The sequence below is a fragment of the Gammaproteobacteria bacterium genome (assembly GCA_013214945.1).
Classification (GTDB): Bacteria; Pseudomonadota; Gammaproteobacteria; order Enterobacterales; family Psychrobiaceae; genus Psychrobium.
Genome location: JABSRT010000005.1, coordinates 87331 through 105823 on the forward strand (window position 1 = coordinate 87331; position 18493 = coordinate 105823).

The window sequence follows — 18493 nt, forward strand, 5'->3', positions numbered from 1 at the left end:
TATATGGTACATTACATTAATTGTACTATCTAGTACATATGGTGTCTGTGAGGGTATAGAGTAGGAATATTTATTCTCATTAAATATCTTTTCGTACTAACAACTCAAAGGAAGTAAGTCATTATGAATACCCTAAATTACAAGCACTACCCTCTGACTAGTTTGCAATCATTAAAACCTCTTTTGTATCCATTTTTATTTGTAGCCCTCTATGGCAGTGGTTTTGTAGGGGCTAAATATGGGCTACCTTATTCCTCACCCCTCAGTTTCCTGACTCTACGATTCATGATTGCGGGTCTTATATTTGCAACTATTGTTTTAATGTTAAGGCTACCGATACCAAACATTAAAAATATTATTCATATCACTATTGCTGGTTCTTTAACTGTAGCTACGTTTTCAATAGGTGTATTTACTTCAATCGATATGGGTCTTTCACCTGCAATATCAGCCCTAGTGATTGCTCTACAACCAATATTAGTAGGTGTCTTTGCAAGCCGCATGATTGGTGAACAATTAAAAAAGTCACAATGGTTAGGATTAATCTTTGGGCTAATAGGGGTGGCAGTAGTTGTTGCTCATAATATAGATATAGAAGCAGTTGGGATGCTCTCGATATCTATGTCTGTTATTGGCCTACTTGGTTTAACAGCCGGGAATTTATATCAAAAAAGATTCTGTTCTGACATGAACATTATAACTGGAGGTAGTATTCAGTCTTTAGCTTCCGGGATCATTTGTTTGATTTTATTAGCTTTTTTTGATGAATTTTCAGTCGAATGGACACCCCAATTTATAGGAGCTTTAGCATATATGACATTCGGTGTTTCTCTTGGCGCGCTAAGCCTGCTTTATATAATGATACACAGGGGTGAGGTGAGTAAGGTTGCTAGTATTTTCTACTTAGTTCCTGTATCTGCTGCCATTACCGCTTATTTTCTATATGGAGAAACATTTGACTTATTTACTCTTATAGGAGCGCTAATTATCTTTATAGGCATTTATTTAACTAACCGAGGATAGCAACATGGATATTACCGCACCTAGCGAGATAGTGTTAGAGCATCACAAAGAGGATTTATACATGAGAAGGTACAAAGTAGCCCTAGATAATGCTAAGCATTCCTTTGCTGAACCAGTTTTGAGGTGGCCTAAGGGTTAAATAATTTCTTATGGACAAATTTTATTGTCGCTGCACAAGAAACTGTTGTTAGTAGAAATCATTTAAAACCTCAATATATTACCTCTGTTAGTAAAAATAACAGAGGTAACTTCATTTTAAACGCACAAAATATCGAGCCTTAACCAAAAATACCATCGCCCTGTTGGTCGATCATCATTTTAGCTTTACGTACTGAAATGCTAATGCATTCGTCACGGCTGGGGATAATATCTGAGCGGATCAATTGATGCGTCTTTAACTCTGCTTCGGTTTCATCTTGCGGCTTGCTAATGGTCGCGGCTACCCGAAATTGGCCGCCTTCAGCTAGCGGAGTCGGGACAATATTAAACCCTTTATACTCGATGGCCTCTTCTGCTTCGACTTCAGCAGGGTTCTCCCCTGATGCCTTAAATAGGTTTTTAATACTAGATAATATGCCCATGATGCCCACTTATTTTTATTGTGAAAGTAACAGCCTAAATCCTAACATATTTTTCTTTCGCACTCGGCAGCGATTTTAAACCATGGTTACTCGCTTTTAATCTCGCGATTAGGCGCTTAACTAGCCGACAATAGCTCAGGTCTCAATTGAGGTTTTTTGGCATTACGTTCACTGTATCGATCAACCAAAAACTGATTTTGATCTCTGGTTAAATACGTAAAGCGCATTAACTCTTCCATTACATCGACTATTCGGTTGCGATAGCCCGACGCTTTCATTAAACCCTCGTCATCAAACTCATTGTACGCTTTAGCGACAGAGGACTGATTAGGTATTGTCAGCATGCGCATCCATCGTCCTAATATTCTCATATTGTTTATTGCGTTAAAGCTCTGCGAGCCACCACTTACCTGCATCACGGCGAGTACTTTTCCTTGAGTTGGCCGTACGGCTCCAACACTAAGTGGGATCCAGTCAATTTGTGTTTTCATTGCACCAGACATATTGCCGTGAATTTCAGGCGACGACCAAACTTGAGCTTCTGACCATTGCACTAACTCTCTCAGCTCTAGCACCTTCGGATGATTCGCTGACTCGTTACTATCAAATAGCGGCAATCCTTTGGGGTTAAAGAACTTAACTTGTGCCCCCATCGCTTCTAAAATTCTACCCGCCTCTTCAGCAGCTAAGCGGCTATATGAATTATCTCGTAATGAGCCATATAACATTAAGACACGGGGCGGGTGTGCACTGATATTATTTGAGTGTGGAATAAGGTTAAATTTTTCATCTTGCAAGTAGCTCATCGTGGCTCCAATTAATTAGTCATTTACCCATAAGACGGCTCTGGTTTTAATAAGACGATATAAAGTCAGCTATTTTTGCTATAAATGACAAAAGAATAAATTTAATCACTCATTTTCGTCTTTATATAAAGTGATTCGTCTTATGATTGGGCTTTTTTACACAGGATTTAAAGTGACATGAATATTGAGAAAATTTGGTTGGAATACAAAACTGCATTACAACGATTTTTACACTCCAAGGTGTCAAATCAAGCCGATGTAGATGACTTATTACAAGAAATTTTAATTAAAACCTATAGCAATTTAAGTACCGTAAAAGATCAAACAAGCATTAAGTCTTGGTTATTCCAAATTGCTAATCACACCATTATTGATTTTTATCGACAAAAAGCCAGAGACACAGCTTTAAGGGTAGAAGACACTTGGTATACAGAACAAGACAACGAAGTAACAAATGAACTAACTGACTGTATCCTTCCATTTATTCAAGCGTTGCCCGCAGAGCATGCCACGTTATTACACGCGATAGATATTGAAAAAAAGTCACAGAAAGAATACGCGCAGCACCTTGGCATAAGTTACTCAACCCTAAAGTCTCGGGTTCAAAAGAGCAGAGTTTTGCTCAAAGGGATTTTTGATGATTGTTGCCATTTTAATATTGATGCCAAAGGCAATGTGTTTGATTATGAACGTAAGAACAAATCAAGGGGTCAGGGTTGTAGATGAGCGATATAACCAGTAACTTTCTTACATAAATCCCGTTAAAATAACATAAAAAAACCGGTAATTACGATTACCGGTTTTTATTTAAATGACTAAAAATTAGTATTCTGGCTGTATTTGCCAGTTTTACCAATTAAGACAATTCGTTAACTTCTTTATCGCTGACACCATGTATTTTGGTGTCATCTTGTGCAAGCTCAGCATTTTCTTCACGCAGTGATTTCAACAGGCCGACCATCATCAAGAGAATGACAAAGGTAAATGGCAACGCACCAGCGATACTCGCCGCTTGCAATGCTTTAAGTGCCTCTTTACCACCAAGCAGCAAAATGATTAAGGTCACGAACCCTAATACCATGCCCCAAATAATGCGCTGTTGAATCGGTGGACGACGCCCAAACGATAACAAGCGACCAAGTACTAAGGTGCCTGAGTCGGCCGCGGTTACAAAGAACACGACAACGACAAACAAGGCCATCACTTTTGCAACGGTTGCCGCAATACCCGGCGTTAAAACATCAAACGCGGTATAAATAGTGCCCGCATAATCCCAGTTATTAACCGCGGTATTATAAATGGACATATCGGCGCCATAAATGGACGCATGAATACCAGCAGAACCAATCACACCAAACCAGACTACAGCCACTAATGTCGGTACCAGCATGACCCCAACCACAAATTCACGGATTGTTCTACCGCGAGAAATACGCGCGATAAACATGCCAACGAATGCTGCCCAAGCCATCCACCAACCCCAGTAGAAGATAGTCCAACCACCTTGCCACGTACGTTCGTCTGCACTACGTGCGGTCCATAATGACATTTCAACAGCGCTCGATACGTATTCACCCAAGCCTGTTAATGTGCTGGCAATTAAGTAGTTTGCATCGCTGGCGACAAGGAAGTAACAAATGATTATGAGACAAATCCAAGTATTAAGCTCAGAAAGTATTTTAATACCCTTGGCCACACCGGTTGTAGCTGAGAACGTTGCTATCGCCGTGATGACAACAATTGAGACAATAGTAACGGTTTGTGATTTCTCAGCCAGCAGACCCAGTGAAATAAGCCCTGAACCGATTTGTTCAACACCCAAACCTAGCGTAGTCGCAATACCGAAAATAGTACCGAATACCGCAAGAATATCGACCGTATGACCAATAGGGCCATAAATACGATTTCCAATCAGTGGGTATAAGGCTGAACGCATCGACAATGGCAAACCTTTACGGAACGCAAAATAAGCCAATGACAAACCAACGATCGCATACATTGCCCAAGCAACTAGTCCCCAATGGAAGATGGTTAAACGTAAACCACCAGACGCTGCTTCTGCCACTAAATGGTTTGGAATAGGGAAACCTTCGTCTCCCGGTAATAGCCCTGCACTAAGCGCTGCTTGCTTTGCTTCGAAAAAGCTCGCTACTGCCGCTTTAGCCTCACCGCTTAGGAAAGGGTTACCACCACTCCAGCCACTGGCGAAGTGAATCATTGGTTCGGACATCGAGAAAAATAACATGCCCGCGCCAGTACCACAGCCAAATAGCATCGAGAACCACGCAAAATTGCTGAACTCGGGTCTGTCGCTGTCTTGGCCCAGTCTAATCTTGCCGCTTTTAGACGTTGCAACATAAACACAGACCACAAACGCTGCTACCATCACAAGAATGTAATACCAGCCTAACGTTTGCTCGATCCAGCTTTTAACGCCTAAAAATTGGCTGCTGGCAGTTTTACCTAATAAAATAGTGTAGAGAATAAACACTGCAACCATAACGATCGCCGTGATGCCAAGGGTAGCGTTGAGACCCTTGAGAATACCTCTTTTTTCAATGAGCTTATCTAGCTCTTCTTCGCTGTACATAAATTTTCCTAAAGCATGATTATGGTTTAATTATTTTTTGTTCTTGTTATTTCTTATTTACCTTATGCTCAGTGGAAGACACAGCCGCCTATTTTAACCTATATAGATGCCCTATTTAAGAAACCTTTATGAATTACTTAGATAACATCCGTATTTTGCTGTCCACCTCGCCATGATCGATGTAATACCCTCGCAAGTGCCGCTCACCCGTACTGGGATCAAACGCTGTGCGTCCATGCAACACACGTTTATTATCAAAAATCATCATTTCACCCGCTTGCAACTTTAACTTCAGCGCGTATTTGTTTTGCCGAATCCGCTGCATTAAATTCTGATAAGCACGATAATAATCAACTAACTGACCATCTTTACTATCGACACAAACAGCTAAGTGGGCGTTAAAAATAAAGTGCTTTATTTGGCCATTTTCTTCGCTAATAAGCGGATGTGAAAAACGGATATCACAGTGTTGATCATGAAAGCGAAATGGCATTTTTCGTGAGCACAACAGTTGATAAAACGTCGGCTCTTCACGGCGTAAATCTTGGGCAATCGCAAAACCATCGGCCAACACTGACTCGCCGCCTTGCGCGTTATTGGTCACGCAATGCAAAAATTGATAGCCCGGTGGCATTTCTTGATTCGGTAAATCAGTATGTAACGCCAGCGCAACAGCGGTATACGCTAAATTATTAGGCTCAGCTTTATTAAGTACCTCAAACATCACCCCAAAATTTGTTTCACGCTTAAAACCGATTAAATCACCAAACTGCTCGCCACCCTGCTCGCTAACTAAATTTGAAATAATCACTAAGCCATTCCGCTTTAAAGTTAATAACATTTCCTTTAAACCAGCTGCACTTACGCAGCTTAGTGCACTAAATTTAGCGGGCACAACATCGCTAAGCCAGCAGTCGGTAGTTGTCGCTGCCGGATCAGTTAACTGACATGCATGAGCATAATCTTTCAGCAATTTATTTGGGAACAACGACCGTTTTTTTTCATTGGGCCATTGCAAGCTAACACCCTGTTGATCAAAGCTAATATCCGAAGGTTCTAGATCTATCGAGATCTGGGTTAGGTCAAATTGACGCTCTCCCGTTTGTGGATGAAAACCAGATGGATCGACATCTCTTAACCAGATGTAAGGATAAAAAGAATGGTTATTATCGAGCCAAGTTATTTGTAGAGCGCCCAAGGCGCTTTGCACATGTTTAATCACAGGAGTAAGTATCCAAAATAAGAATGGTCATAACGAAGATTAAAAATACCAACCGCCTCAATTAACCGTTACAGCTGCGACATGAAACGAAAAAAAGGACAACAGTTCGTATAATTGACTGAGAGCTTATTCAGTACAAAAGTGCGGGGGCGGCCACCAATCGTGGCGTTTAATATAAAGGGGATTAAAATTCATACCGTATCTTTACCCTGATTTACTACATTGGTCAATCAACAACGCGCGGCGCAAAAACATCGCAAAGCGACTAACTCGGCAACGATTGCGATGACTTTGGTAATTTCACGGCTTATACCAGCACCATTAATCCTGCGTTGACTTCATGCATAATAGCTATTGATTCGTTAAATTTTTATTCGTGTCGCTTTTTATTTATTGTGCCCTGTTGTGAATTACGCTAATTTAAACTCCTGTTTAAATTTTGGATTAACACTAACACGCCATGATATCTCAGCAGTCCTTATTTATTGAAAACGATGACCATCGCATTCACATGCGTTATATTTCGCCAAGTCAGCCGACTGAGTTACCCCCGGTGCTCATGCTCCATGGTGCGATTGAAGATGGCCGTATTTTTTACTCTAAATCAGGAAAAGGCCTTGCGTGTACCATTGCCCGTGCCGGTTACCCAGTCTATGTCATTGATATGCGCGGTCGTGGCTTGAGCACGCCCATAATTGGTGAAGATAACAATCATGGTCAACTTGAAGGCATTGTCGAAACATTGCCGCAATGTCACCAATGGGTGCTCGCACGCCATCCCTCTCATCAAAAAGTACATTGGCTTGCGCATTCATGGGGCGGCGTATTAATGGCGTCGGCTTTAGCAAGATTACCGACATTACATCAAACCGTAGCGTCGCAAGTGTTCTTTGGCAGCAAACGAACGATCGAGCAATGGAGCTTTGAGCGAGTTATTAAAGTTGAGTTTTTATGGAAGCGATTTGGGCCTTGGTTAGCAAAACGTAAAGGACATTTTCCCTTTAAACAATGGAAATTAGGCAGCGACAACGAAACTTATTTGTCGATTCAAGAAAGCCAGTTGTGGGTGCGAAAATCACCCTGGGCAGATCCGCGTGATAATTTCGATTATGGCGCAAACGCAAAAAACACGGCATGGCCACCTACGTGGTTTATTGCCGCGAAAAATGACACCTTGCTCGGTCATCCCGAAGACGTACGCCGCTTCGCGCAAGAAGTTGGCAGTGGCACGATGACCATTTTGTCAAAAGCCAACGGCAATGCGCGTGACTATGATCATATTAATATGTTGACCCACCCGAACGCAGTAGATGATTATTTTGGTGACGTTATTGAATTTATTCAACAAGCCAGCGCTTAATTAAACTTGCACCTTTGAGTTTTGCCCGAATTCATGTTCTAAGAGAAACTTGGGAGAAACTTGGGACAGGCATAAAAATATCACTGATATTCAATGGTTTTTTTCAAAATTGTTTTCAACCGCAGCCGCGGCCGATCATCAATAATAAATTAAGCGAGTCACTGAATAAATCTGTCACTGCTGCAGCCCTTACCTAATGGCATAACGATGATTTTACTGGGGGTAAAAAAATAGCCACCGAGTTAATCGGTAGCTAATGTCTTAAGTAATATGACTTGATTAATGCATCTTGAAAAGAGTGCTGATTAGCGCTCTTTTACATAGGGAACACCAATTGCCTTGGGTGCAATCGCCTTACCGATAAAACCAGCGAGCAATACCACGGTCAAGATGTATGGCAATGCCTGCATTAACTGAGTAGGTACTTGACCAATCAGTGGCAGTTCCACGCCTTCTAAGCGTACGGTTAACGCCTCTAAGAATCCAAACAACAAACACGCTAACATTGCGGTCTTAGGTCGCCATTTACCAAAGATTAATGCAGCAAGGGCGATATAACCTTTGCCCGCAGACATTTCACGAATAAACGATGCATTTTGTCCGGTTGACAGGTAGGCGCCAGCGATACCACAAAGTATGCCCGCGCAGATAACTGCACGATATCTCAGCCAAAAAACGGATATGCCTGCAGTGTCTACCGCCTGCGGGTTTTCACCCACCGCTCGTAAGCGCAGCCCAAATCGGGTTTGATACACCACCCACCAAGTAACGGGCACAGTAACAAAAGCAAGATAAACTAAGGCGTTATGGCCACTAATTAGCTGCGAGTAAATCGGGCCAATAAAGGGTACTTGTGCCATTGCTACGGCACCAGGTAACTCAATAGCATAAAATCTGGCATCACCAGTTAATAGCGGTGTTTGACCACCTTGATGAAACCAAGCTATGCCTAACACAACGGTTAAACCCGACGCCAAAATATTGATCGCCAAGCCACTAACTACTTGATTGCCCTTATGACTAATACAAGCAAAACCATGTAACAGCGCCATGCAAACAGAAACCGCCATCGCCGCGCTCAGCCCTATCCAGGCCGAGCCAGTAACCGAGGCGACTGCAGCCGCGGCAAAAGCACCGGCCAACATTTTTCCTTCAAGCCCAATATCGACAATGCCTGAACGTTCTGAAAACAAACCGGCCATCGCACAGAGAATCAACGGCGTCGATACACGAATGGTAGAGTCTAATGTAGAGAGTAATATCAGGGTAAAATCAGACATTAGTAGTCTCCTTTTTGCTGTATAACTTTAAAAATAGCTTTTCCACACTCGGTTTAATCATTAATGACAGTGCGCCACAGAACAAGATAACTAAGCCTTGAATCACTACCACCAGATCTCGGGTAATCGTAGGCACCTCAAATGAGAGTTCAGCGCCGCCTTGGTAAAGCGCGCCAAACAACAAACTCGCGATCACAATGCCAATTGGGTGATTGCGTCCCATCAGAGCAACGGCAATACCGGTAAAACCAGCGCCAGCAACAAAGTCTAACAACACACGTTCTTGCGCGCCCATCACTTCATTAATGCCAACCATGGCCGACATAGCACCAGAGATACACATGGTAATAACAATGACACGACGGGTATTAATACCAGAATATACAGCGGCGTTATCGTTGAAACCGATCATGCGGATCGCATAACCTAACCGGGTATGCCACAGTAATAACCACACCAATACACAGCAAATTAAGGCAAGAAATATTGAGATATTTAACGGACTATTGGCAATATCGATTCCGATGACTGCAAACAGTTCTTGGATAGATGGCAGTGTAGCGGCCGCCATAATACTACGGGTTTGCGGAGCCATGCTGCCAGGTTCAATCAATACATTAACCAGTAAATACACCATGAGCGCCGAGGCAATAAAGTTAAACATGATCGTGGTGATAACCACGTGCGAACCACGATAAGCTTGTAAATAGGCCGGTATAAATGCCCAAGCGGCACCAAAAGCGGCACCAGCGGCAATAGCAAAGGGAAATAGTGCCCACCAAGGCATAAAGCTGTCTAAGCTCATACACATCAAGCCGACACCAAGCCCACCGATATACGCTTGACCTTCGCCACCGATATTAAATAACCCGGCATGAAATGCCACTGACACGGCAAGTCCGGTAAAGATAAAGTTGGTGGTATAATACAAGGTATAACCAATGCCTTCATCGTAGCCAAACGCACCCGTGATAATGTACTTCACTGCCTCGAGCGGACTTTCGCCGATCAGTAAAATAATCAAACCCGAGACAAAAAAGGCCAAACAGACATTAATTAAAGGGATTACCCCAACATCAATCCAGACCGGTAATGTTTTGTTACTCATGTTGCACCTCCGTCAGTGGTACTGGGCTCACCTGCGTTACCCATTAACAACCCTAATGTTTGCGCGTCGGCATCACTTGCCGCCATTTCGCCGACAATTCGTCCTTCAAACATCACGATAATTCGATCGCACAACGACATAACTTCCTCTAATTCTACCGAGACAACTAACACGGCATTACCGGCATCTCGCAGCTGGACAATTTGCTGGTGTATAAACTCAATAGCGCCGATGTCGACACCACGGGTAGGTTGGCCAACTAATAACACCTTGGGTTTGCGATCCATTTCGCGGGCAATACATAATTTTTGCTGGTTACCACCCGAAAAATTAGCCGCTTTGAGGTGAGGGTTATTAGGGCGAACATCAAATTCGTCCATCAATTTAATACAGTGCTCGGTTACGGCAGTATTATCCATCAAGATAGCACCGTTAAACTCTGGCTCATCCTGAAAGCCCATGATCGAGCACTCTCTCGCGCTAAAGTCGGTTACCATACCCTGCTTGTGCCGATCTTCTGCGACATGACCTAAACTCAAGTGCCTAAAATCTTTGGCATTAAGTACATTGCTAGCATCTATCGTGACACCGCTTAGCGTAATGCTTCCCTGCTGCACGGGTAAAATACCACTGAGCACATCGAGCAATTCAGTTTGGCCGTTGCCAGATACACCAGCAATCCCAAGAATCTCTCCCGCCTTTACTTGTAGGCTCACATTATCGAGCCGAGTAATACCGGCTGAATCCTTAATGGTGAGATTATGCGCTTCAAGCAAGACTTCTTTAGGCGCTGCGGGTGACTTATCAACTTCCAATAACACTTTGCGGCCAACCATTAATTCGGCCAGCTCTTCTTTAGTGGTTTGCGAAGTTTGACGAGAAGCCACCATTGTACCGGCGCGCATTACCGTTACTTGATCGGTGATCTCGAGGATTTCTTGCAATTTATGCGTAATCAACATCACGCTAACACCGCGCTCACGCAGTGCATTTAAAATATCAAATAACTGTTTAACTTCTTGCGGGGTCAAGACACCCGTTGGTTCATCCAAAATTAGAATGTCGGCACCGCGATACAAAGATTTCAGAATCTCTACCCGCTGCTGCAGCCCCACCGCTAACTCACCGACTATTGCATCGGGATCAACCGCTAAACCAAACTCTTGTGAGAGTCTCGCCAATTCGGCTCTGGCGCTGATTTTACTCTTTTTAAGTGAGCTGCTTGATTCAGCACCTAACATCACATTTTCTAACACGCTAAAAGTTTCTATCAACATAAAATGCTGATGCACCATGCCGATGCCTGCATTGATGGCATCTTTAGAAGAGGTGATAGAGGCCAGCTTGCCGTTGACCAATATTTCACCACTGTCAGCCTCGTAAAAGCCGTAGAGAATACTCATCAAGGTAGATTTTCCAGCGCCATTTTCACCGATAATCCCGTGAATGCTGCCTTTGGCAACAACCAAATCGACATCTTTATTGGCGTGAACTGGACCAAAGCTTTTATTGATTTTACGTAAATCAATGGCAGGAGTTAATGTTTCCTGCTGCTCAGTATTTTTGGTAGTTAGCATTGTGTATTCGCATTTTTGGTATAAATGACCCCGAGAAAATTCTTGTAATCTATACAGATTTCACTTCGCAATGAAGCGGGGCAATGAGTTTGAGCCGGGAAATAGAACTGCCCGGCACTAACCTTTTAGACGATTAAAGTGAAGGACACTTATTGTCTGACATGTAATCGTGAACAACAATTTTACCGGCAATAATGTCCGCTTTAGCTTGCTCAACAGCTGCTTTCATTTCAGCAGTAATTAATGACTTGTTATGTTCGTCGTAAGCCCAATCAACACCGCCTTCAGCAAGACCTAGTACTTTAAAGCCAGGTTGCCAAGTATTGTCTTGCACCCCTTTAAAGGTATTGTAAGCCGCAACATTAACTGATTTAACCATTGAGGTTAACATGGTGCCTGGATGGATATGGTTTTGGTTTGAGTCAACACCAATCGCGAATTTACCGGCATCTTTAGCTGCTTGGTAAACGCCAGCACCTGTACCACCGGCCGCTGCAAATACAACGTCAGAACCACGGTCAAACTGACTGCGTGCTAGCTCGCCGCCTTTTACCGGGTCGTTCCATGCTGAAGGGGTAGAACCTGTCATGTTGCTAATAACTTTTATGTCGTTAACTGCATATTTAGCACCTTGAACGTAACCACAGTTAAATTTACGAATTAACGGAATATCCATACCGCCAACAAAACTGACCACTTTAGACTCAGACTTCATGGCTGCTAATAAACCTACCAAGAAAGAACCTTCTTGCTCTTTAAAAACAATTGATTGTACGTTTGGCAATTTAACGACAGCGTCAATGATGCTGAATTTAGTGTCTGGGAAAGCTTTGGCTACTTTTTCCATTGCTGTTGCTTGTGCGAAACCGATGCCCAAAATAGGGTTGGCGTTACGTTGCGCCATTTTTCGTAATGCCTGCTCGCGCTGTGATGGCGTGGTAACCTCAAACTCACGATATTTCACGCCAGTTTCTTTTCTGAATTGTTCAACACCGTCATAAACACCTTGGTTGAACGACTTATCGAACTTGCCACCCATATCAAAAACGACAGCGGGTTTAAAGTCAGCAGCAGTAGCCGATGAGGCAAATGCCATGGCCATAGCGGCAGATAATACTAGAAGTTGAGGTTTCATTGAGCTCTCCGAGAGATTGGTTTTATTTATTATTATTGATTATAGCGCGCTATTACGCGCCGCTACGTTACAAATCAGCAAATCAAATTCACAGCTCGCAGTACAGACACCAAGGTCTTGCTTACAGAGAAGGATTCAAAAATGTAACGCTATAATAATGAAATGCGACTAATTTTCACAGCCTTTTTACATTTGTTCTAAACATAATAGCTCGCTAACCGACTTGATCTAGAAAATGTTTTTATCTCTTCATTATAAAATCTTACATTAACTCATTAATATTAAGACCTTAGGACCTAAGTTACCCACGAAGTCAGCAAAGTTCCACCAGATCGAGCTTATATTGCACTTGCCGCAATAAACTTGCCATAAACAGGGAACGCGCATAAATACATCTCTGATATTCAATCTGCTTTGCCGCAAGCGACAAAATTTGCGCTAAACGTTAATTTTATTGCCAGATAAACCCAGAAGATTTAATGCCCATGAATGTTTGGTTGTAAATGTTCTTGGCCTGATAATTCGCACCTTGAGCTGCGCCCATGCAAACCAATAATGGCAACAAATGTTCTTCACGCGGATGCGCATAACGGGCATGTGGCGCCTTAGCCCAACTGACTATTTGATCCTGTGCTGCTTGCCCCGGCTGCCCATCGCCGAGCACTGACTTGTTCAACCATTGATCAAATGCTTGGCTTTTATTGAACGTATCACGATCTTGTTTTTGCATGAACGCCTGCATATTATGAAATGAAAAGCCCGACCCAATAATAAGCACCCCCTGCGCTGCCAGACTCGCGATTGATTTACCCAAATCAATATGAGTTTGCGGATCAAGCGTGTTCACTAAAGACAGTTGCACCACAGGTATGTCTGCTTTTGGGTAAATCAATTTTAATGGTACAAATGTGCCATGATCAAAACCTCGACCGCCATCGAGGCGCCCTTTTATTCCCTGTTGCTGCAGCAGCGTTAACACATGCTTTGCCAGCGCTGGTTCCCCTGGGGCCGGGTACTGTATTTGATAGCTTTCTTTGGGGAATCCATAATAATCATAAATCATCCCCGGTGCTGCCGCGCTAGATATAGTCGCGACTTTTTCTTCCCAGTGCGCACTAATGACTAATATAGCCGTGGGTTTTGCCTGTAAGTTACTTAAGTATTGCTCGTCAATATTGCTTAAAAACTTAGTTAAGGCTCGATGATTTGGCTCACCTAACAATGGCATTGGACCACCACCGTGTGGCGCAAAAATAATCGGCATTTTGGTATTTGTTACTGTCATAATTTACCTTCGTTTTATTAAATTTAGCTCATTAACACTAACGCTAACTGATCGCACTTAGGACGTAGCCTTGCTGCGTTGCCAAAAAAAAGATGACGGCAAACGTTGTGAATTTAAGCATCTGCTGTTCCTGTTTATTCGGCTGTTGATAATGAGGCTAGTGTAGTAACTCCATAGATAAATAAAAATCTAATAAATATTGATAAGACTTAAACATATTCTTAATATGTTGCGATCCCTATTAATTGCAGTAGCCTTGATTATTTGACTGGCACTGCTTTAGTAAGCTTAGATGCAGCGAAACCAAAAGCGAGAATTTATGACACTTGAACAATTGAAAATGTTAAAAATGGTTGCACAAGAAGGCACGCTTAAGGCAAGTAGCAAACGACTATTTAAAACTCAGGCCGCCATTAGTCAGGGCATTAAGCAGCTAGAACGACAACTCGGTATTGCCTTGTTTGATCGTCAACAATACCGCTTAGTGCTAACAGCGCAGGGCCAGCAGATATATCAACGGGCGCTTAAATTATTAACACAGGCGCAAGAAATAGAAATGCTGTCGCACCATTTTATGACCGGCAATGAAGCCAGCATTACGTTAGCATTTGAGGGTTCTTTTAATTTAACTAAGGTATTACCACTGCTAGAAAAAGTCCAAAATCAATATGCCGACACCCAAATTATTCTGCAGCAAGAGTACCTAACTGGCGCATTTGATGCACTTGAATTGGATGAAACAGATATGGTGATTACCCCAGCGGATGAGCTGCGGATTAATGCTAAAAATTTGGAGTCATTTGCGCTTTATCAGGGTGAGTTAATTAATGTCGCCGCCCCACAATTACTGTTACGGCACCCAAACTTGAGCAGCGTGAATGAGCTAGAAAAAGAGTATCAAATCGTGGTAAAAGATTCTGGCACCGGCTCTCAAGGGGTAACATTAGGTGTCAACGATGGACAACGCTGCTGGTATGTCAATGATCTAACGACCAAAAGAATATTAGCGTTAAGCGGCATGGGCTGGGGTCGATTACCGAGCCATTTAGTGGCGGAAGATCTAAAAAGTGGCACTTTAAAAACAATCAACTTAACTGATGCAAACAATGAATTAAAAGTTACTTATTATGCCGTAAAAAAGCGCACCAGAATGCTCGGCCCTGTCGCCAGCCAATTGTGGGATCATTTACGCGATTTATCGAATAATATCTAAAGGGCTGCTCAATAAAGGACTCACCCGCGGCATTAGCATGATAATAGTGGCTTACCTTCATACCCTTGCCAATTTACACTATAAAAAATAAGGCAGCCGCATGGCTGCCTTATTTTATTAATGATTAAGCCAAGATGATTAACTCAACTGACTAACCACCAGTGCCCGTTTGCAAGGGTGTAACCGTATCACTTGCTGGCAGATCAACCTGATGATGTGCAACATCACGGTAATGACGCCCCTTAGTAATTCTGTCGCCAAGGATCAATAAACACGGGGTTAAAAACAACGTGAGCACTGTCGCAAAGCTCAAACCACCGGCAATCGCACTTGAAAGCTGGGTCCACCATTGGGTTGATGGCGCGCCAAAACTAATGTGACGGTTAAATAAATCGATATTCATCGACAATACCATCGGCATTAAACCTAACACAGTGGTCACTGCGGTCAGTAAAACTGGGCGCAATCGTAAACTGCCGGTCTCTAGTGCGGCATCAAACGGGCTGCGACCTTGGCGGCGCAAATCGTTATAACAATCAATGAGTACAATATTGTTATTAACCACAATACCTGCCAACGCGATAATGCCAACACCCACCATCACTATGCTAAAGGTTTGCCCCGTTACCAACAAACCAATCAATACTCCAGCCGTTGAGAACACAATAGCCGACAATACCAAGCCGGTTTGATAAAGGCTGTTAAATTGGGTAACCAATATCAGCGCCATTAAGAAAATAGCGATTAAAAATGCACTACCCAAGAAGGCTCCAGTTTCGTCTTGCTGTTCTTGCTCGCCTTTAAAGGCGAAACGAATATCAAGTGGAAACTCTTCAGCTTTTAGGTTCTGCTGCATTTTTAGCACTAAATCGTTAAGTAAAAAGCCAGTTGCTGGTTCTGCTTCAATGGTAATAACGCGTCGGCTATCAACCCGCTTTAATGAGCCGGTTTTATTGGCAGGCTCTAAGGTTACAAAGTTAGATAACGGTACTAACCCTTGCGCGGTATTGATTTTAAGTTGCAACAACTGATCTAGGCTGCGCTGCTCTCGCGGAAAACGAATGCGAATATCAACTTCATCGTCTGACGAATCAGGTCTAAATTCGGCCGCTTTAATACCGGTCGTCACCATTTTCACCGCGTTGCCAATCACACTAATATTAGCGCCATAACGACCCGCTTCTTGGCGATCTACTTTTAACCGCCATTCAATGCCCGGCAATGGTCGGTTATCTTCTGCAGCGACAAAGCCGCCCATCTCATCCATGGTTTGACGAATTTTAGTCACGGTTTCAAAGATATGTTGATTGTCTAAGCCGCTAACTAACAATTTAAATGGCTTGCCTTGCACCGGCCCATCATCGGCTTTTTTGAACTCAAGTTTCACCCCAGCAATGTCTTTCGTTTGCTCGCGCATATCACTTAAAATTTCTTGCGCTTTACGGCGCTGTTGCCAATCAACAAATTGAAATTGAATAACCCCAACCACATCTTCGGCCATCTCATTATTTGCCTGATTAAAGCTGCGACCATAGACAGATTTAAGCTCGCTAAAATTCAACAAGCGCTGTTCTACTTGAAATAATAACGCGTCTTTTTCATTAATCGACAAATCACCGCGGGCATGAATATTAACCAAGGCCGATTCTGGCTCGGTTTCCGGAAAAAACTCCACCCCAGCACCAAACGCGCCATAAGCAACATAGGTTGCAACAATAAAAGTTAATGCCGCCAATAATGTTTTAATTGGGTGATGTAAAAAGGTCGTTAGCGCGCGGCGATAGCCCTGATTAAAACGTGTTTGCGGTAATTCAAACTCGCCAGTAAATTGTTGCACCGCCTTTTTAGGGCCGATAACACCACCAAGTACGGGCATAAAGATCAATGCCATCAAAAGCGACGCTGTTAAACAAAACAACACGGTAATTGGCAAGTATTTCATAAATTGCCCAACCACCCCCGGCCAAAATACCAGCGGCATAAACACCACTAATGTCGTCATCGTTGCTGCAATCACTGGCCACGCCATGCGCCTAGCGGCATATGCAAAGGCTTCTTTGGCTGACAAGCCTTGTTGCATGCGCCTGTCAGCTAATTCAATAACCACAATAGCGCCATCAACCAGCATGCCGACCACTAAAATTAAGCTAAATAACACCACGATATTTAGGGTGTAGCCCAACAGGTAAAGCACTAAAATTCCGGTTAAGAATGATCCGGGAATGGCCAAACCAACCAACAAAGAAGAACGTAAACCCATTGCGCCTAAAATAATGATCATCACCAACACAATGCCAGTCACAACATTATTAAGTAGGTCGTCAAGCATGTCTCTTACTTCATTAGACTGATCAAGAATATAGCTGTGCTTCAGCTCGACAGGCCAGAGCTTTTGATGCTCATTAACCAATGCCTGAACCTGCTCGATGGTTTCAATGATATTGGCGCCAACTTTCTTTTTAACTTCAAGCACCATCGCCGGTTTACCACCAACACGCGCAAAGCCCTCAGGATCTTTAAAAGTACGACGGACACTAGCAATATCTTTAAAAGTAACCACTAAATCGCCAACCGTTTTAACCGGCATATTGAGCATGTCTTCAACGTTATTAATTACTCCCGGCACTTTTAGTACCTGACGCCCAGTGCCAGTATCAATGGCACCAGCCGCAACTAACCGATTATTTAAATCGATAGTTTGCAGTAATTCATAATAATCTATTTCATAACTCTCAAGCGCTTGCGGGTCGATGATCACTTCCATCAACTCTTCACGATCGCCGCCAATATCAACCTCTAAAACGCCAGCGAGCCCTTCAATACTGTCTTTTAAATCACGCGCAATACGGCGTACTACCCGCTCGGGCACATCACCAGAAAGCGCTAAACTAAGTACCGGAAACAGCGCGACGTTAACTTCGTGAATTTCTGGTTCGTCGGTGTCAGCCGGTAATTTACTTTTGGCGGCGTCAACTTTTTCACGGACATCGAGCAAAGCTTGATCAGCGTCGAAGCCGGCATCAAATTCTAGCGTTACCGAGGCATGGCCTTCGCCCGCAACCGAACGCATTTCTTTAATGCCTTCAATCGACTTGAGCTCTTTTTCCATTGGCCGCACTAACAAGCGCTCACCGTCTTCAGGTGAAATGCCGTCATAACTCATCGAGACATAAATAATCGGAATAGCAACATCGGGTTGCGACTCTTTCGGAATGCTCATAAAGGCCATTGCACCGCTTAATAACAGAAAGATCAACACCATTAAGGTGGTTCTGCTGCGATCGACCGCGGCGTTAATTAATGCACTAATCAT

At 43.2% G+C, this 18493-nt stretch carries 14 protein-coding genes; 4 read left to right on the plus strand and 10 right to left on the minus strand.

All coding sequences use genetic code 11. The features are described from left to right. Positions 1-123 precede the first annotated feature (123 nt). Positions 124-1023: a DMT family transporter gene (locus HRU23_04745; GenBank protein NRA53430.1), complete on the plus strand. Its 900-nt coding sequence runs from the start codon at positions 124-126 to the stop codon at positions 1021-1023. Positions 1024-1301: 278 nt separating this feature from the next. Here HRU23_04745 and HRU23_04750 read toward each other — a convergent pair whose 3' ends face one another. Continuing rightward, a complete protein-coding gene (locus HRU23_04750) occupies positions 1302-1604 on the minus strand; it encodes a transcriptional regulator (GenBank protein NRA53431.1) in 303 nt (100 codons plus the stop codon). Between the two features lie 116 nt (positions 1605-1720). Continuing rightward, entirely contained in the window at positions 1721-2410 is a 690-nt protein-coding gene (gene arsH, locus HRU23_04755) for an arsenical resistance protein ArsH (GenBank protein ID NRA53432.1), read from the minus strand. Positions 2411-2587: 177 nt separating this feature from the next. Between arsH and sigZ the strand changes: the two genes are divergently transcribed. Further along, positions 2588-3136 carry an RNA polymerase sigma factor SigZ gene (gene sigZ, locus HRU23_04760; GenBank protein ID NRA53433.1) on the plus strand — a complete coding sequence of 183 codons (549 nt, stop codon included), beginning with the start codon at positions 2588-2590 and terminating at the stop codon, positions 3134-3136. Between the two features lie 130 nt (positions 3137-3266). Here the strand turns inward: sigZ and HRU23_04765 are convergent, their stop codons facing one another. Then, positions 3267-5000, minus strand: coding sequence for a BCCT family transporter (locus HRU23_04765; GenBank protein ID NRA53434.1), 1734 nt, complete (start codon positions 4998-5000; stop codon positions 3267-3269). A 133-nt stretch (positions 5001-5133) separates the two neighbouring features. Beyond that, entirely contained in the window at positions 5134-6222 is a 1089-nt protein-coding gene (locus HRU23_04770) for a TauD/TfdA family dioxygenase (GenBank protein ID NRA53435.1), read from the minus strand. 460 nt (positions 6223-6682) lie between these two features. Here HRU23_04770 and HRU23_04775 point away from each other — a divergent pair, with 460 nt between their 5' ends. After that, positions 6683-7582, plus strand: coding sequence for an alpha/beta fold hydrolase (locus tag HRU23_04775; GenBank protein NRA53436.1), 900 nt, complete (start codon positions 6683-6685; stop codon positions 7580-7582). 305 nt (positions 7583-7887) lie between these two features. Here HRU23_04775 and HRU23_04780 read toward each other — a convergent pair whose 3' ends face one another. The 5 genes from HRU23_04780 to HRU23_04800 all read right to left on the minus strand — a co-directional run bounded on the left by HRU23_04780 (position 7888) and on the right by HRU23_04800 (position 13967). Beyond that, on the minus strand, positions 7888-8862 hold the full coding sequence (locus HRU23_04780; GenBank protein ID NRA53437.1) for an ABC transporter permease: 975 nt from the start codon (positions 8860-8862) through the stop codon (positions 7888-7890). Then, positions 8855-9970, minus strand: a complete 1116-nt coding sequence (locus tag HRU23_04785) for an ABC transporter permease (protein NRA53438.1) — start codon at positions 9968-9970, stop codon at positions 8855-8857. The genes HRU23_04780 and HRU23_04785 overlap by 8 nt, the downstream gene beginning before the upstream one ends. Beyond that, entirely contained in the window at positions 9967-11547 is a 1581-nt protein-coding gene (locus tag HRU23_04790; GenBank protein NRA53439.1) for an ABC transporter ATP-binding protein, read from the minus strand. Before HRU23_04790 ends, HRU23_04785 begins: the two co-directional genes overlap by 4 nt. A gap of 133 nt (positions 11548-11680) precedes the next feature. Then, positions 11681-12682, minus strand: a complete 1002-nt coding sequence (locus HRU23_04795) for a BMP family ABC transporter substrate-binding protein (GenBank protein NRA53440.1) — start codon at positions 12680-12682, stop codon at positions 11681-11683. A gap of 451 nt (positions 12683-13133) precedes the next feature. Continuing rightward, positions 13134-13967, minus strand: a complete 834-nt coding sequence (locus tag HRU23_04800; GenBank protein ID NRA53441.1) for a dioxygenase — start codon at positions 13965-13967, stop codon at positions 13134-13136. Positions 13968-14286: 319 nt separating this feature from the next. On the opposite strand from HRU23_04800, the gene HRU23_04805 reads away from it, so the two are divergent. Then, positions 14287-15180 (plus strand): LysR family transcriptional regulator, encoded by an 894-nt coding sequence (locus HRU23_04805; protein NRA53442.1) that lies wholly within the window; start codon positions 14287-14289, stop codon positions 15178-15180. A 151-nt stretch (positions 15181-15331) separates the two neighbouring features. On the opposite strand, the gene HRU23_04810 is transcribed toward HRU23_04805, so the two are convergent. Further along, positions 15332-18490, minus strand: a complete 3159-nt coding sequence (locus HRU23_04810) for an efflux RND transporter permease subunit (protein NRA53443.1) — start codon at positions 18488-18490, stop codon at positions 15332-15334. Positions 18491-18493: the final 3 nt, after the last annotated feature.

Bases quoted from the DNA above. Each gene is read 5' to 3' on its own strand.
- HRU23_04745 (NRA53430.1), top strand. From the start codon at position 124: ATGAATACCCTAAATTACAAGCACTACCCTCTGACTAGTTTGCAATCA.
- HRU23_04750 (NRA53431.1), bottom strand. From the start codon at position 1,604: ATGGGCATATTATCTAGTATTAAAAACCTATTTAAGGCATCAGGGGAG.
- arsH (NRA53432.1), bottom strand. From the start codon at position 2,410: ATGAGCTACTTGCAAGATGAAAAATTTAACCTTATTCCACACTCAAAT.
- sigZ (NRA53433.1), top strand. From the start codon at position 2,588: ATGAATATTGAGAAAATTTGGTTGGAATACAAAACTGCATTACAACGA.
- HRU23_04765 (NRA53434.1), bottom strand. From the start codon at position 5,000: ATGTACAGCGAAGAAGAGCTAGATAAGCTCATTGAAAAAAGAGGTATT.
- HRU23_04775 (NRA53436.1), top strand. From the start codon at position 6,683: ATGATATCTCAGCAGTCCTTATTTATTGAAAACGATGACCATCGCATT.
- HRU23_04780 (NRA53437.1), bottom strand. From the start codon at position 8,862: ATGTCTGATTTTACCCTGATATTACTCTCTACATTAGACTCTACCATT.
- HRU23_04785 (NRA53438.1), bottom strand. From the start codon at position 9,970: ATGAGTAACAAAACATTACCGGTCTGGATTGATGTTGGGGTAATCCCT.
- HRU23_04790 (NRA53439.1), bottom strand. From the start codon at position 11,547: ATGCTAACTACCAAAAATACTGAGCAGCAGGAAACATTAACTCCTGCC.
- HRU23_04795 (NRA53440.1), bottom strand. From the start codon at position 12,682: ATGAAACCTCAACTTCTAGTATTATCTGCCGCTATGGCCATGGCATTT.
- HRU23_04800 (NRA53441.1), bottom strand. From the start codon at position 13,967: ATGACAGTAACAAATACCAAAATGCCGATTATTTTTGCGCCACACGGT.
- HRU23_04805 (NRA53442.1), top strand. From the start codon at position 14,287: ATGACACTTGAACAATTGAAAATGTTAAAAATGGTTGCACAAGAAGGC.